At 48.3% G+C, this 13,926-nt stretch carries 10 protein-coding genes; 9 read left to right on the top strand and 1 reads right to left on the bottom strand.

What is annotated here, in order from left to right; translation table 11 throughout:
* The first annotated feature begins 67 nt into the window (after nt 1–67).
* From ABYK60_RS04115 to ABYK60_RS04075, 9 genes are all read left to right on the top strand, one after another.
* The gene (locus ABYK60_RS04115; RefSeq protein ID WP_372870663.1) at nt 68–2,500 is read left to right on the top strand and encodes a DNA polymerase II; all 2,433 of its coding nucleotides are present in this window, start codon (nt 68–70) and stop codon (nt 2,498–2,500) included.
* 214 nt (nt 2,501–2,714) lie between these two features.
* Nucleotides 2,715–3,923 (top strand): porin, encoded by a 1,209-nt coding sequence (locus tag ABYK60_RS04110; protein ID WP_372870662.1) that lies wholly within the window; start codon nt 2,715–2,717, stop codon nt 3,921–3,923.
* Nucleotides 3,924–4,584: 661 nt separating this feature from the next.
* Nucleotides 4,585–7,428, top strand: a complete 2,844-nt coding sequence (locus ABYK60_RS04105; RefSeq protein ID WP_372870661.1) for a TonB-dependent receptor — start codon at nt 4,585–4,587, stop codon at nt 7,426–7,428.
* An 884-nt stretch (nt 7,429–8,312) separates the two neighbouring features.
* Nucleotides 8,313–9,095 carry a DUF3450 domain-containing protein gene (locus tag ABYK60_RS04100; RefSeq protein ID WP_372870660.1) on the top strand — a complete coding sequence of 261 codons (783 nt, stop codon included), beginning with the start codon at nt 8,313–8,315 and terminating at the stop codon, nt 9,093–9,095.
* Nucleotides 9,095–10,450, top strand: a complete 1,356-nt coding sequence (locus tag ABYK60_RS04095) for a MotA/TolQ/ExbB proton channel family protein (RefSeq protein ID WP_372870659.1) — start codon at nt 9,095–9,097, stop codon at nt 10,448–10,450. Before ABYK60_RS04100 ends, ABYK60_RS04095 begins: the two co-directional genes overlap by 1 nt.
* Entirely contained in the window at nt 10,450–10,977 is a 528-nt protein-coding gene (locus ABYK60_RS04090) for a MotA/TolQ/ExbB proton channel family protein (RefSeq protein ID WP_372870658.1), read from the top strand. The genes ABYK60_RS04095 and ABYK60_RS04090 overlap by 1 nt, the downstream gene beginning before the upstream one ends.
* Before the next feature lie 13 nt (nt 10,978–10,990).
* Nucleotides 10,991–11,395 carry an ExbD/TolR family protein gene (locus ABYK60_RS04085; RefSeq protein ID WP_372870657.1) on the top strand — a complete coding sequence of 135 codons (405 nt, stop codon included), beginning with the start codon at nt 10,991–10,993 and terminating at the stop codon, nt 11,393–11,395.
* A 2-nt stretch (nt 11,396–11,397) separates the two neighbouring features.
* Nucleotides 11,398–12,012 (top strand): energy transducer TonB, encoded by a 615-nt coding sequence (locus ABYK60_RS04080; RefSeq protein WP_372870656.1) that lies wholly within the window; start codon nt 11,398–11,400, stop codon nt 12,010–12,012.
* Nucleotides 12,013–12,014: 2 nt separating this feature from the next.
* Nucleotides 12,015–13,268 (top strand): tetratricopeptide repeat protein, encoded by a 1,254-nt coding sequence (locus ABYK60_RS04075; RefSeq protein ID WP_372870655.1) that lies wholly within the window; start codon nt 12,015–12,017, stop codon nt 13,266–13,268.
* 118 nt (nt 13,269–13,386) lie between these two features.
* On the opposite strand, the gene ABYK60_RS04070 is transcribed toward ABYK60_RS04075, so the two are convergent.
* Nucleotides 13,387–13,896, bottom strand: coding sequence for a diguanylate cyclase domain-containing protein (locus ABYK60_RS04070; RefSeq protein ID WP_372870654.1), 510 nt, complete (start codon nt 13,894–13,896; stop codon nt 13,387–13,389).
* Between the last annotated feature and the right edge of the window lie 30 nt (nt 13,897–13,926).

The following is a 13,926-nucleotide window of genomic DNA, read 5'->3' as shown; positions in this document are numbered from 1 at the left end:
ATAACAGTGATTGCTTAGGCTAAGAACCCTGCATCACTCGAATATGGCTGTTTTTTGCCTCATCACCATGAATTCATCTCCCCAGGCCTCAGGTTCAAACTTTGCCTTAGCCACAACTAATGGCTCTGGTGAGCCTGCACAACTCGTCAAAGGACGGGTGCTGACCCGCAGCCTGAGTCAGCGGGGCGGCGAGATGTTGCTTGAGTATATTATAAAAGCCGAAAACGGGCCGGTGCGGGTGGAAGTGCCGCACCAAAAGGTGCTGGCGTTTTGCCCGCAGGCAGACGCTCCGGCGCTCACAGCTCAGTTCAGCGCGGAGGATGTCAGCGCCAAACCGCTTGAGCTTAAAAGCTTTGATATGCGCAGTGTTAGTGGTCTTTATTGCCGTAATCCGCAGGTGATGCGCCGGTTGGTTGCCCGTGCCGCTGAACTGGATATCCCCCTTTATGAGGCCGATATCAAGGCCGAACAGCGGTTTCTTATCGAGCGCTTTGTCGCTCTCGATGGTGAGTTCTATGGGCAGTTTTCCAAAGATAACAAAAGCTTTGTTGCATCCAGAGTCAGAAATGCACCGGCAGACATTGCGCTGACGGCAGTGTCGCTCGATATCGAGTGCAGCTTTTCAGGCGAGCTGTATTCCATTGGTCTTTACGGTGACTGTGAACCCTTGGTGCTGTTGGTTGGCACAGATACCAGCGGCCCGGCCACACTTATGCATCAGCTCAATGGCGAGCAGCATCAGGTGCCCGTGCAGTGGGTGGCTGATGAGGTGGCGCTGCTGATGGCGTTGCAGGACTGGTTTTATCGGGTGGATCCCGATGTGCTGCTTGGTTGGTCGGTGGTGAGCTTTGATTTGTCTTTACTGTGGCGCAGAGCCAAACACCATGGCATCCGTCTTAATATAGGCCGTTTTGGCCGGGCACTGGGTTGGAAGGTGGAAGACAAGCACAGACCCGAGACTCTGGATTTGCCCGGTAGGGTAGTGCTGGATGGCATTGATTGGCTTAAGGCGGCTTTTTATCAGTTCGACAGCTTTGCTCTGGATGCGGTAGCAAATGAGATGCTCGGCGAAGGCAAAGCCATCCATAATCCGGACGATCGCGGTGAGGAAATTGCCCGGTTGTTTAACGAAGACAAGCCAGCGCTGGCGTTTTACAACCTCACCGACTGCCGTTTGGTGTGGGATATTTTTGTCAAAACCGATTTGATTAACTTTGCTCTTGAGCGGGCGCGGCTTACCGGACTTGAGTTTGGCAGAGTAGGGGCAAGCGTGGCGGCCTTCAATCATCTGTATTTGCCTCACCTGCACCGAGCGGGGTTTGTGGCGCCGGTGATGGCAAAGGAGCCGGGGCCGGACAGTCCCGGCGGCTATGTGATGGATTCGCTGCCGGGTCTTTATTGCAATGTATTGGTGCTGGATTTTAAAAGCCTGTACCCATCGATTATCCGTACCTTTTTGATTGACCCAAAGGGGCTGGTGCTGGGGCTGGCTGAAGATGAGCAAGACACAGTGCCCGGGTTTCGCGGCGCCCGCTTCAGTCGCGAGGCTCCCATTTTGCCGGAGCTGATTAACACCTTGGCGCAGCGGCGCGAACAGGCTAAAGCCATGGGCAATGCCCCCATGTCGCAGGCAGTAAAAATCATCATGAATTCCCTCTATGGGGTACTTGGCTCCCGCGGCTGCGTGTTTCACGATTATCGCCTGGCAAGCTCCATTACCCTGCGGGGCCATGAAATCATGCAAACCACCCGCAAGTGGATTGAGGCCGAAGGCTATACCGTGATTTATGGCGATACCGATTCGACCTTTGTGTGGTTGGGCGATGAAGCGTCCGATGCCAATGCCACCGGCATGCGTCTGGTTGAAATGGTTAATCAGCGCTGGAGTACCACCCTGGCGCAAACGCTGAATGTAGAGAGTTATCTCGAACTTGAGTTTGAACGCCACTATCACAGGTTCTTTATGCCGACGCTGCGACATTCCACAGAAGGCAGTAAAAAGCGCTATGTGGGGCAATATCATAATGGTAATGAGAGGCCATTGGTGTTCAAAGGCATGGAGCAGGTGCGAAGCGATTGGACGCCGCTGGCAAGGCGAGTACAACACGAGCTGTATCGGCGTCTGTTTGCGGATGAAGATGTACTTGGCTTTATGCATGAAACCGAAACCGCGCTGTTTGCGGGGCTGCTTGACCGTGAGCTGGTGTTTAAGAAGCGCCTTAAGCGGGATATCAGCCAGTACACAGCTAAATCGGCACCCCATGTGAAAGCGGCGACTGCCTGGGTAACGGCTACGGGTGATGAATCGAAAGGTAAGAGAGGCAGCAGAGTTGAGTATCTGTTTACCAAAGCCGGCGCAGAGCCGCTGGGATTTACGTCATTGCCTATCGACTATGATTACTATTTCGATAAGCAATTGATGCCTATTCTAGAGCCCATTCTCGCTATTTTGAAAGTAAATTACCAAAAGACAGGTGCGGAGCAACTCTTGTTAATATAGTGTGTTTTCGATGGTGTCGGCCTGGGTTCTGGGTTAATTCCGGGTTAAAATTCTGCTCCAATCCTGTTTTTGCGTGGTCTTTGTGTGATTTTTAACACGTTTGCCATAGTTTTTTCTTGGGTGCTTTGTTCGGTATTTGCTAATCTGCTCGGTATCAGGATGGAAATAAAATTACGGATATGTCCTGCGGCTCAAATAAAAAGGTTAGGCACCCATGAACAAGACCATGTTAGCCAGCAGCATCATAGCGCTGCTGACCATTCCAACTGCTTCGGCCATTGAAATCTACAAAGATGACAAAAATGCCGTATCTATCGGCGGCTTTATCGATGCACGTGTCATCAATACACAAGACACCACTGAAGTGGTGAATGGTGCCTCGCGAATTAATTTCGGCTTCGAACGTCAGCTCAGCAACGACTGGAAAGCCTTCGCTCTGGTGGAGTGGGGCATCAACCCATTCGGTAGCAGCGAAATTGTTTACAACAACAAATTTGAGTCTGTACAGGACGAGTTTTTCTATAACCGTCTTGGCTACGTCGGTTTAAGCCACGACACCTGGGGTACGCTGACCATTGGTAAGCAATGGGGTGCCTGGTACGACGTGGTTTATGGCACCAACTATGGCTTTGTGTGGGATGGTAACGCAGCAGGCGTATACACCTATAACAAAGACGACGGCGCCGTAAACGGTGTTGGCCGTGGTGACAAAGTGGTTCAGTATCGCAACACGCTGGGCGATTTCAGCTTTGCCGTGCAGGCGCAGCTGAAAAACAGCACCTTCTTTACCTGCGATTTTGACGACATCACCCAGGAAGCCTGTGAAGACAAGTGGAATAACGGCGAGCGTGCTGCCCAGCAGGTTGAATACAACTACACCTATGGCGGCGCAGTAACCTGGCAGGCCATGGACAAACTGGCTATTGCAGCGGGTGTAAACCGCGGCGAGTTCGACGTTACCTATGGTAACGGCGAACGTATCACTGCCGTTGACCTGATTTACGGTGTCGGCGTGACCTGGGGTAACTTTGATGCCGATGGTTTCTACGCCTCTGCCAACGTAAACTACAACGAAAACCATGATACCGATAACATTGGTCGTCTGATCAAGGAAGCTTACGGTGTTGAAACCCTGTTTTCGTACAAGTTTGAAAACGGCTTCCGTACTTTCGTGTCCTATAACCTGCTGGATGCCGGCAGCGACTACGTGATCCAGCCAAATTACAATGCTGATCCAAACGACGTGTTCAAGCGTCAGTTCGTGGTAGCTGGCCTGCATTACATCTGGGACAAAGACACAGTGCTATATGTCGAAGGTCGTAAAGACTTCAGCGACTTCTCCAGCGCAGACCAAGAGCAGGAAGCCAGAATGGCCCTGTCAGAAGACGACGGTATCGCCATCGGTATACGTTACACTCTTTGATATCCAGCCCAATTCGGACTTTAGAAAGCCGCTCATTATAAATGAGCGGCTTTTTTATGTTCTGAATGTAAAGCGGGCGTCGGCTTCCACTGATATAAGTCGTTAATGCACGTGTTTAAATGACATTTCTAAAATGCTTATAACAGCAAGCACCAACTAGCTCACAATTTAGGCGCCACTACTTTTATAAATGCCTCTGATTTTCTTATGAATGCTTTTGCTTGGCTAATCTGAATTGGCCAAATCTTACAATTTTAAAAAGTTCTATTGCGCAAGGTTCCGACACAAGTAGCGCGGTTCGCTATTTGCTGTTTGACTAAATTATGCTCGGAAGCGGTTTGTTTAAATCTCCATCAAGCTTATGCGTAAAAAAGCCCTCAATCTGATTTTTATCCATTAAATCGAATCCTGACTATCTGTATCGTTCTGAATTAAAAGAAAATATTATTTCTAGCTTTCTTGCTATGGTCGTACTCGAAATATTGTTGTCGATTTTTGGGGACAGTGGCGTTTTGTGTATTTTGTTATTAGATGTTGAAAAGTTGTGTTTTATGTGTTTCCATCCGTCGGTAGTGGTGACAGGGTGTTTACTTGTGTAACTCCTGCTACACAAGCCCGATGGGCATAAATTATAAAAAATGTTAATCCAGGGAGATAGACGATGCTTAAGAACAGCATTCTGGCAAAATCAGTGCGTTTTGCCTTGGTCGCTGGTGCGGCCTCTTCAGCTTTTGCTCTGCCAGCAGTTTATGCTGCAGAAGACGGTGAAAAAGTAGAGAGAATCCAAATTACTGGTTCTGCCATTAAGCGTACCGATCTGGAAGGTGCTCTGCCTGTTCAGGTAATTGATGCTGCTGAGATTGCAAAATCAGGCGTGACCAGTGTACCTGATCTGATCGCAAGCCTGCCTTCAATGCAGGGCTTTGTTGCAGAAGGTGAATCTGTTGGCGGCGGCGGCGGCGGTGTTCAGACTGCTTCTTTGCGCGATCTGGGTGCTGAATACACTCTGGTTCTGGTTAATGGTCGTCGTCAAGTATCTTCAGATTCAGGTGGTTCTGTAGACATTAACTCCATTCCTCTTGCTGCTATCAAGCGAGTAGAGATTCTGTCTGACGGTGCATCAGCTCTTTACGGCTCCGATGCCATTGCTGGTGTGGTAAACTTCATTCTGAAAGATGATGTTCAAGAGACTACTGTCAGCGCTCGTTATAGCAAGCCTCAGGATACCTCCAGCTACAACTTTAACATTACCACTGGTTTTGGTGATATAAGCACTGATGGCTTTAACATCATGGCTTCTTACAACCACGATGGCAAAGACAGTCTGAAAGCATCTGACCGTGACTTTGCTAAGACTGGTATGGTTGAGTTTGAGCACGCTGGACAGCAACTGATTGCTATTTCTGGTTCATCTAACGCCATTCCTGGTAACGCTTATGTAACCTATAACGTACGCGATGCAGATGGTAACCTGGTTATCGTTGATGGTAAGCAGAAAACAGGTACTTACGCGTTAAACCCATATAAGGAAATGACTGGTTCATGTCATGAGACCAGCGGTCCTTCTGGCAATGCGTGTCAGTTTGACTATACCAGCACTCTGGAAATTCAGCCTGAAAGCACTCGCGACAACTTCCTGTTGCAAGGCGTATTTGCTGTGACTGACAGCATGGAAGTATACGCATCTGCTACTTATTCCAAGTTTGACATGACCTCTCGTATCGCTCCGTACCCAACTGGTACTTTCTCTCTGGGAGCGAATAGTGACCTGGTTCAGGATTACGTAATTCCTTACCTTCCAAGCGATTGGGAAGATGCAAACGGTATTAGTCAAGACGTTGCAGGCGACGCTACAAAATATGCAGCTCGCTGGCGCGTTCTGCCAGGTGGCAACCGTACTAACGAATACAGCACTGTGACCAAGCAGTTTGTTGTGGGTGTTACTGGTGAAGTTGCCGATTGGTCATATGACTTCGCCATCAACAAGGGTGATGCAACCCGTGAAGATAACCGTATCACTGGTTATCCATTGGATGCTGAATTCCGTGCGTTGCTCGCATCTGGTGATCTGAATGTATTCCTGGCTCCTGAAGACATGAGCGCAGAGCAGAATAAAGCTGTTAAAGACACCATGTATAACGGTAACTGGGACACAACCGACACTGGTTTGTTCACTGTAGAAGGTAAAGCTTCTGGTGTTATCGCCGAAATGCCTGCAGGCGACGTATATCTGGGTGTTGGTTTCGATTACCGCGAACAAGAGTACTCAGTAAGTATTTCTGAGGCGAACGAGCAAGAACTGATCTTCCTTGACGGCAAGGGCGATGAGTTTGACCTGTCTCGCAACATGTACGGTGCATTTGCAGAAGTAATTGTCCCTGTTGCTGAAAACTTTGAAGTGACTGGTTCTTTGCGTTATGACCACATTGGCGCAACCAAAGACGATATGCGTGCAGGTGAAAAGACAGTTGGTGATTCACAGGCCGATACCACTTACAAGCTGAGTGCTTCTTATCGTCCTACCGATGAGTGGTTGTTCCGTGCTTCTTATGGTACTGGTTTCAAAGCACCAACTATGCGTCAAATTGCTGAGCCTCGTGTTGAGTTTGGCGTAACAGCAACTGCATATGATTGTCCAGAAGGCCTGCCAGCTGAAAAAGCTCAGTACTGCTACACCGATAAGTTGCAGTACGATGTGTACCGCGAAGGTAACGGCGATCTGAAGCCTGAAAAATCAACTCAGTATACAGTTGGTTTTGTATGGTCTGGCGACAGCGGTACCAGCTTCGGCGTTGATTACTGGAACGTTGAGATGCAGGATCAGGTGAGCCGTCTGACTCAAAACCAGATTTTCTTCGAAGCTGACCGTTATAGTGACCTGTTTGTTACCAAGACTGACAAAGGTACCGGTGACACCATTCTGGCAATTGTGCAGGCTCCAGATAACATCGGTAAGTCAAAGACTTCAGGTATTGACTGGTCATTCGACTTCAGCAATGAGCTGTCTTTCGGTACCTGGAACACCAATGTTCAGGGCACTTACATGATTGAAAGTAAGAACCTGCGTATTGGTACCACCGATGTGTGGGATACCAGTATGGGCAAAGTAGGTCCAAACGAAGCTGTTACATTCCGTAATCAGATTCGTATTGCGAATACTCTGACCATGGGTGATCTGACTCAAAGCCTTTATGTTAACTATCGTAGTGGTTACCAAGATGCGGCGGCAGACGTAGCATTTTACGTTGCCCAAGCAGCGGATTGGGATGAAGCAGTTGATGGTAGCCTGGTTCAGAAGCATGTACCACACTACTTCACTATCGACTACCGTATGTCATATGCGCTGGGTGATTCAGCCAACCTGATCTTTGGTATCAAGAACCTGCTGGACGAAGAGCCTCCATTTACTCTGAATGCTGCTGCTGGTCACCAGGTCGGTTATGATCCACGCTACGCCGATCCATACGGCCGTACCTTCTACGTACAAGCTGACTACAAGTTCTAATTTGTTCAGCAGATGTAGTTGTGATTAGCTAGATGAAAATCATCTACTAGTCCTGTAAACAGAAGCCACCTCCTGAGAGGTGGCTTTTTTACATATAAGTCCACTTTTCCACAAACGTTGTGCATTGGTGGGGGATTGTAAAGAACCGTCATATGCTCAACGGAGCTTCGACTGGTCTGAGTAACTCGCAGACAAGTTCTTTATCAAAAGAATTTTTTCTCACTGATACAACCGCTAAAAAATGACATTAAACTTAGGTGATTGATTTAATGTTAAATTCGCTAGCGAAATCGGCTTGATTCTTTCAGATTCTTTAAAATATAAGGGGCTGGTGCCGGTGCATATACTATAAGTCCACCAGGTGCTTCTATCTACAGACGGCTCTAAGGCCTAAAGCTTTTGGTCGGCATGCTTATGTCTGCATTCTTCCGCTATTGTTATTTCTTATAACAAACAACAAGTCATACGGACTCCTGCAAAGAAACAAAATTTTCTATTGCAAAAGCGATTAGGTAATCGGCACTGTTAGCTTTAGGCCACAAGACCTAATAAGTGGTATTCAGTGGCGTGAAAAAAGCGCCAGATTGTCATATTGAACATACCGTTTGTTGGTGTTGTATGTAAAACGACCAGCGTGCGAGCGTTCGTTGTTATTCCCTACATTGTGGGATAGATTCGGTGTCAAAGGCCATGTTGACACAGGTCAACATTTTGTGAAATGATGCGAGCGGGTCTATGCCTCTCGGGGCATGGAAAAGGGAAGAAAACTCTAACAATCACAAGAGAAAGACCAACTTATGTGTGCTAAACAAACGTTTGATGTATCAAATAGTCTGAGTTACGCATAAGTTACACCTTTATTCACTTCAAATTGGTTGGGAACTATGTCCAAGGTAAGCAATAGAACCAAAATCGCTACTGCACTTGTTGGCGCGTTGGCTCTGGCCGGCAGCAACCTGGTAGTTGCTGATCCTCTGAAAGAGGTTCAGAAAGCCGATGCCCAGATCCACGCCGACGCGGCTGCATCTCAGAAAAAAGTAGATGGCTACTTTGATCAGGCTCAGGACATGCTGTTTGAATACGGCTCTGTAGCCGATGAGCGTGAAGCTCTGAAAGCCTATAACGACTACTTGGCTTCGCTGGTTGCTGACCAGCAAAAGACCATGAACTCTATCCAGGATGATATCAACGGTGTTGATAAGCTGCGTCAGGGCGTAGTGCCTTTGATGTTTAAAATGGTTGAGTCACTGGAGCAGTTTGTTGCTCTGGATCTGCCATTCAACACTGAAGTTCGTAAAGAGCGTATCGATAACCTGAAGGGTTTACTCAGCACTGCTGAAGTTACCCTGGCTGAAAAGTATCGTCTCATTCTGGATGCTTACAGCATCGAGCGTGAGTATGGCACTTTCGTTGCAGTTAACACTGGTAAATTGAATCTCGACGGCAAAGAAGTACTGGTTGACTTCTTCAACCTGGGACGCGTTGCGCTGTACGCGCAGAGCTTGGACCAGAAGACCGGTTGGATGTACAACACTGACACCAAAGGTTGGGATAAACTGGAAGACAGCCACCTGCGTGAGCTGACCAAAGGCATCCGCATTGCCCGTAAGCAGGGCGCTCTTGACCTCTTTGCGTTACCAATTCCAGCTGCGGAGACTGCAAAATAATGAAGAAGCTAATTTCTACCGCCGTTGTTGCGGCCAGTCTGTCACTCACTGCCGGTATGGTTAGTGCTGCCGACGCGCCAAAGACTATCGATCAGCTGCTGCAGCAGGTGAAAACCGAGCGTGTAGCTGAAGGTAAAGTCAACTCTAAGCGCGAAGCCGAATTCAAAGCTGAGCGTGGTGATAAAGCTGCTCTGCTGCAGCGTGAAAAATCAGCCCTGGCTGCCGAAAAGCAGCGTGGCAAAGACCTGAACCAAGCTTTTATCGACAATGAGCGTAAAATTGCTCAGCTCGAAGAAGATCTGAAAACTGCTCAGGGTGACCTGGGTGAGATGTTCGGTGTGGTTAAAGGTGAAGCCGGTGATTTCGCTGGTAAGCTGGTAGGTTCTAACATTTCTGCTCAGTACCCTAAGCGTGACGTGTTCATCGCTGACTTGGGCTCTCGCAAGCAGCTGCCAAAAATTGAAGAGCTGGAAAAGTTCTGGCAAGAGCAGCTGTTTGAAATGGCTGAGTCAGGTAAAGTAGTTAAGTTTGACGCTGCGGTAACCGACATCGACGGTAACGTTGTTAACACCACTGTACACCGTATCGGTGCATTCAACCTGACTGCTGATGGCAAGTACGTTGTTTACAACCCAGAACTGGGTCTGATCCAGCAGCTGTCTGCTCAGCCAGATGGTTATCAGGTTGCGCCAATCGCCAAGTGGGAAGCCGCTACCAGCGGTGCTGAAAAGGTATACGTTGACCCTGCTCGCGGTACTTTGCTGAACATTTTCACTCAGAAAGCCTCTTTCGAAGACCGTATTGAAGCCGGTGGTCCTATCGGTTACATCATTATCGGTATTCTGGCTCTGGGTCTGCTGATTGGTCTTGAGCGTCTGCTGACTCTGTTCGTGATCGGTTCTAAAGTTAAGGCTCAGTCCAAGAACGTGGCTAACCCAGGTAACAACGCTCTGGGCCGTATCCTGAAAGTGTATCAGGACAACAAAGACGCCGACGTTGAAACTCTGGAGCTGAAACTGGATGAAGCCATCCTGAAAGAAACTCCAGCGATTGAGACTCGTATCTCTATCATCAAAGTACTGGCCGCTATTGCTCCAATGATGGGTCTGCTGGGTACCGTAACCGGTATGATTGCAACCTTCCAGAGCATCCAGCTGTTCGGTACTGGCGATCCAAAACTGATGGCTGGCGGTATCTCTATGGCGCTGGTTACTACCGTACAGGGTCTGGTTGCTGCACTGCCACTGATGCTGGTTCACGCTATCGTGGTTGCTCGCAGTAAGACTATCGTACAAACTCTCGAAGAGCAGAGTGCGGGTATCATTGCTGAACACGCTGAGAAGAGGGCTAACTAATGATGCTATTCCTGATGGATGTATGGGATTCCGTCAGGGGCTTCATGGCCACCGGGGGCGACGTCCTCTGGCTTGTAGCGGTTGTACTGTTTCTCATGTGGGTGTTGATGTTGGAGCGCTTTTGGTACCTTAACTGGGTAGCACCAAAAGAGCATCTGGCCATCATCTCTGCATGGGAAGCCAGGGAAGAAACCACTTCCTGGTATGCACACCGTATCCGTGAAGCTTGGGTATCCCAAGCGAAGCAAGATATGAACGCGCGTATGCTGATGATCAAGACCTTAGTGGCGCTTTGCCCGATGATAGGTCTGCTGGGTACTGTAACCGGTATGATCACAGTGTTCGATGTGATGGCAGTACAGGGCACCAGTAATGCTCGTATGATGGCGGCTGGTATTTCTCAGGCAACTATGCCAACTATGGCTGGAATGGTTGCGGCACTTTCCGGGGTATTTTTCAGTACCCGTTTGGACGCCAAAATGAGAATTAGCCTTGAGCGGCTGAAAGACAGCCTGCCACACCACTAAAGAGAGATTTAACATGGCTCGTAAAAAGCATTCCAGCGTAGACGAGGAAGCTCAAATCGACATGACTCCGATGCTCGACATCGTGTTCATCATGCTGATCTTCTTCATCGTAACTACATCGTTCGTGAAGCCATCTGGTTTGGACTACAACAAGCCTCCGGCGGCACAGGCGACCAAGCAGCCATCTGCTAACATCTTTATCGGAGTTAGCAAGACTGGTGTGATTATGATGGAAAACCGTCAGGTTGACATTGAGCGCGTGACAGCAAACGTTGAACGTATGTTGGCTGAAGCGCCGGAAGCCTCAGTACTGATCCAGGCTGACAAAGAAGCCCAACACGGCATCGTTGTTAAGGTTCTGGATCAGGTGAAGGCTGCCGGTATCGATAAGATCGCGGTTTCTGCGGGGAACGACTAATTATGTTGAGAGCACTAGTATCTATCATTATTGGTGCTTTGGTGACATTTGGTTTGTTCTGGTTCATGGCTGCCTTGGTCGGAGGTGGTGCAACGCGCCACGATAACTCCGCCGAAACTCCGGTGATTGAAATCACCATGGATAGGCAGGATGCGAAGGCGCAGAACAAGCCAAGGGTGGTGCCTAAGCCACCCCCACCACCAGAGCAGCCACCAAAGCCGGACACTACTCCGCCTGACGCATCGACCAACATCGATGGTGGCATCACCTTTAACATGGGTGGTCTAGAGTCAGGAGGTGCCAGTACTGGGTTTAAGCTGGGTAATATGATGACCCGCGATGGTGACGCCACGCCAATCGTGCGTATCGAACCTCAGTATCCTATCGCCGCGGCGCGCGACGGTAAGGAAGGCTGGGTAAGGCTTCGTTTTACAATCACCGAAATCGGTGGTGTAGATGATGTAGAAGTTATCGAAGCTGAACCCAAGCGTTTATTCGATAAAGAAGCGATACGCGCGCTTAAAAAGTGGAAGTACAAGCCAAAAGTTGTCGATGGTGTTGCCCAGAGGCAGCCAGGAATGCAGGTACAGCTGGACTTTACACTGGGAGGTAAATAAGGATGCGTCAAGTCAATAAACTTGCCAGCGCTTTGTTGCTGTCCCTGACTGCCAGTGCATTGGTTGTGCCGATGGCACAGGCAGCAGACAAGTGTCCAATGGATCAGCGTCAGGCCCGCGCCGTTGGTGAAAGTGTGGGTAAGAAGGTACAAAAATCCTTTGAAGCCTATACCGATGGTAAGCTCGATGAAGCGATTGCCATTCTGCTTGAGGCCAATGCCAAAGGTGACTTTGACAAGGCATATGTTGCTCGTATGTTGGGTAACTTTTATGCCGAAAAGAGTCAGATGGGCACTGCTGTCAAGTACCTTAAGCAAGCAGTAGATGCTGATGTGCTTGGTGGTACAGACCATGCGGCGACTATGAAGTTATACGCAGATTTGCTTATCCAGGATAAAAAGTGGAAAGAAGCAATCGCAATGTACTACAAGTGGATGGAGTTTGCCTGTAAGCAAGACGACCCAGTTGTGTACCGCCGTATCGGTATTGCTTATAGCGAACTTAAGCAGTGGGACAAGGTTATTGAAGTAGCCGATAAAGGTCTGTCTCACGCTAAAGAGCCTGATAAAAACCTGTATCAGATGAAATTGACTGCTTACTTCGAGAAGAAGCAGTACAAGAATGCTGTGAAGGTGCTGGAAACCATGATTCCACTGTTCCAGGACGATAAGCGTCTGTGGATCCAGTTGGCACAGTTCTACCTGTTGACCGAGGATTTCCCTCGTTCACTGCAGACCTATGACCTGTGTTATCGGAATGGGTTCCTGAAAGATGACGGTAGCAATTTGGTTCGCTATGCGCAGCTTTCAGCAAGTCAGGGGGCTCCCTATCGCGCTGCGACTGTCATGGAAAAACACATGAAGTCAGGTGTGATAGAGTCAAACGCGAAAAACTTTGAACAGCTGGCGGATTTTTTCCTTAACGCTAAGGAAGTCGATAAGTCTGCTGAGTACTACGGTAAGGCTGCAGAGGAAAAGAAAGATGGTAAGCTTTTCCTCAAGCAGGGACGTATGCTCTCTCTGGCAGAAAAATACTCAACTGCAATTCCGGTGCTTGAGAAAGCCCTGAATGCCGGAGTAGAGCACGCCGGTGAAGTTCAGTTTGAATTGGCTTTGGCTCACTTGCACCTAAAGCAATATAAGTCGGCTCATCGCTACGCTAAGCTGGCCGCTCAGGATAAGAAGACTGAGCGAAGTGCAAAAAGCTACGTTGCTTATATCGAAGAAAAAGCGCGTATCAACAACGTTACTCTTTAATGTCAGTTGATTTGCAATAGTAAAAAGCCACCCTTGGGTGGCTTTTTCTTTTTGGCTATGCTGAGGTTTATTCTTACTGAAATTTTTAAAGGTTCCTGGTTGGCAACCTTAATCGTACTCAATGCAGACACTCTATTGCTGATTGTTTGCCTTTATCCTGTTCAAGCAGCCTGGCCATGGTTTCTGTATTGGTAAAAAGCTTTTCAATACGTTGCTCTCTGGTTGGGCTACATATACATGTGGCCAGTTTATATTCCATCCTGACACTGTGGTCTTTTTCATATCTCTTAATAAATTCACTGATTGCCTGTTCGATTCGTTCGGCCACCACAGAAGCACCTTGGGAATCAATATTGAACAGGCCAAATGCAAAGCAGTCGTCGTTCATTCTGGCCAATAAATCTGTAGCACGAAGCAGAGTACCTTCGATCTCTTTTGTAAAGAGTTCCAATATACCCGGATGTTTAATGGTTTCGCGCAGGTGAGGGTAAAGATACAATAGCGCCAGACTTTGTTGTTCACGTATATGTCTGTGCCATTCACGATTAAACACTTCCAGAAAGTAAGTTTGATTGTAGACACCCGTTTCCGGATCCCGGAATCCGGAATTACGAAATGAATAAATCATAAGGCGAACTCCTGCAAAGGTGATGTTTTC

Source organism: Shewanella sp., from assembly GCF_041630135.1.
In the GTDB taxonomy this organism is placed as follows: Bacteria; Pseudomonadota; Gammaproteobacteria; order Enterobacterales; family Shewanellaceae; genus Shewanella.
This window is presented reverse-complemented; position numbering and strand designations above follow the sequence as displayed.

Bases quoted from the DNA above. Each gene is read 5' to 3' on its own strand.
- ABYK60_RS04115 (WP_372870663.1), top strand. From the start codon at position 68: ATGAATTCATCTCCCCAGGCCTCAGGTTCAAACTTTGCCTTAGCCACA.
- ABYK60_RS04110 (WP_372870662.1), top strand. From the start codon at position 2,715: ATGAACAAGACCATGTTAGCCAGCAGCATCATAGCGCTGCTGACCATT.
- ABYK60_RS04105 (WP_372870661.1), top strand. From the start codon at position 4,585: ATGCTTAAGAACAGCATTCTGGCAAAATCAGTGCGTTTTGCCTTGGTC.
- ABYK60_RS04100 (WP_372870660.1), top strand. From the start codon at position 8,313: ATGTCCAAGGTAAGCAATAGAACCAAAATCGCTACTGCACTTGTTGGC.
- ABYK60_RS04095 (WP_372870659.1), top strand. From the start codon at position 9,095: ATGAAGAAGCTAATTTCTACCGCCGTTGTTGCGGCCAGTCTGTCACTC.
- ABYK60_RS04090 (WP_372870658.1), top strand. From the start codon at position 10,450: ATGATGCTATTCCTGATGGATGTATGGGATTCCGTCAGGGGCTTCATG.
- ABYK60_RS04085 (WP_372870657.1), top strand. From the start codon at position 10,991: ATGGCTCGTAAAAAGCATTCCAGCGTAGACGAGGAAGCTCAAATCGAC.
- ABYK60_RS04080 (WP_372870656.1), top strand. From the start codon at position 11,398: ATGTTGAGAGCACTAGTATCTATCATTATTGGTGCTTTGGTGACATTT.
- ABYK60_RS04075 (WP_372870655.1), top strand. From the start codon at position 12,015: ATGCGTCAAGTCAATAAACTTGCCAGCGCTTTGTTGCTGTCCCTGACT.
- ABYK60_RS04070 (WP_372870654.1), bottom strand. From the start codon at position 13,896: ATGATTTATTCATTTCGTAATTCCGGATTCCGGGATCCGGAAACGGGT.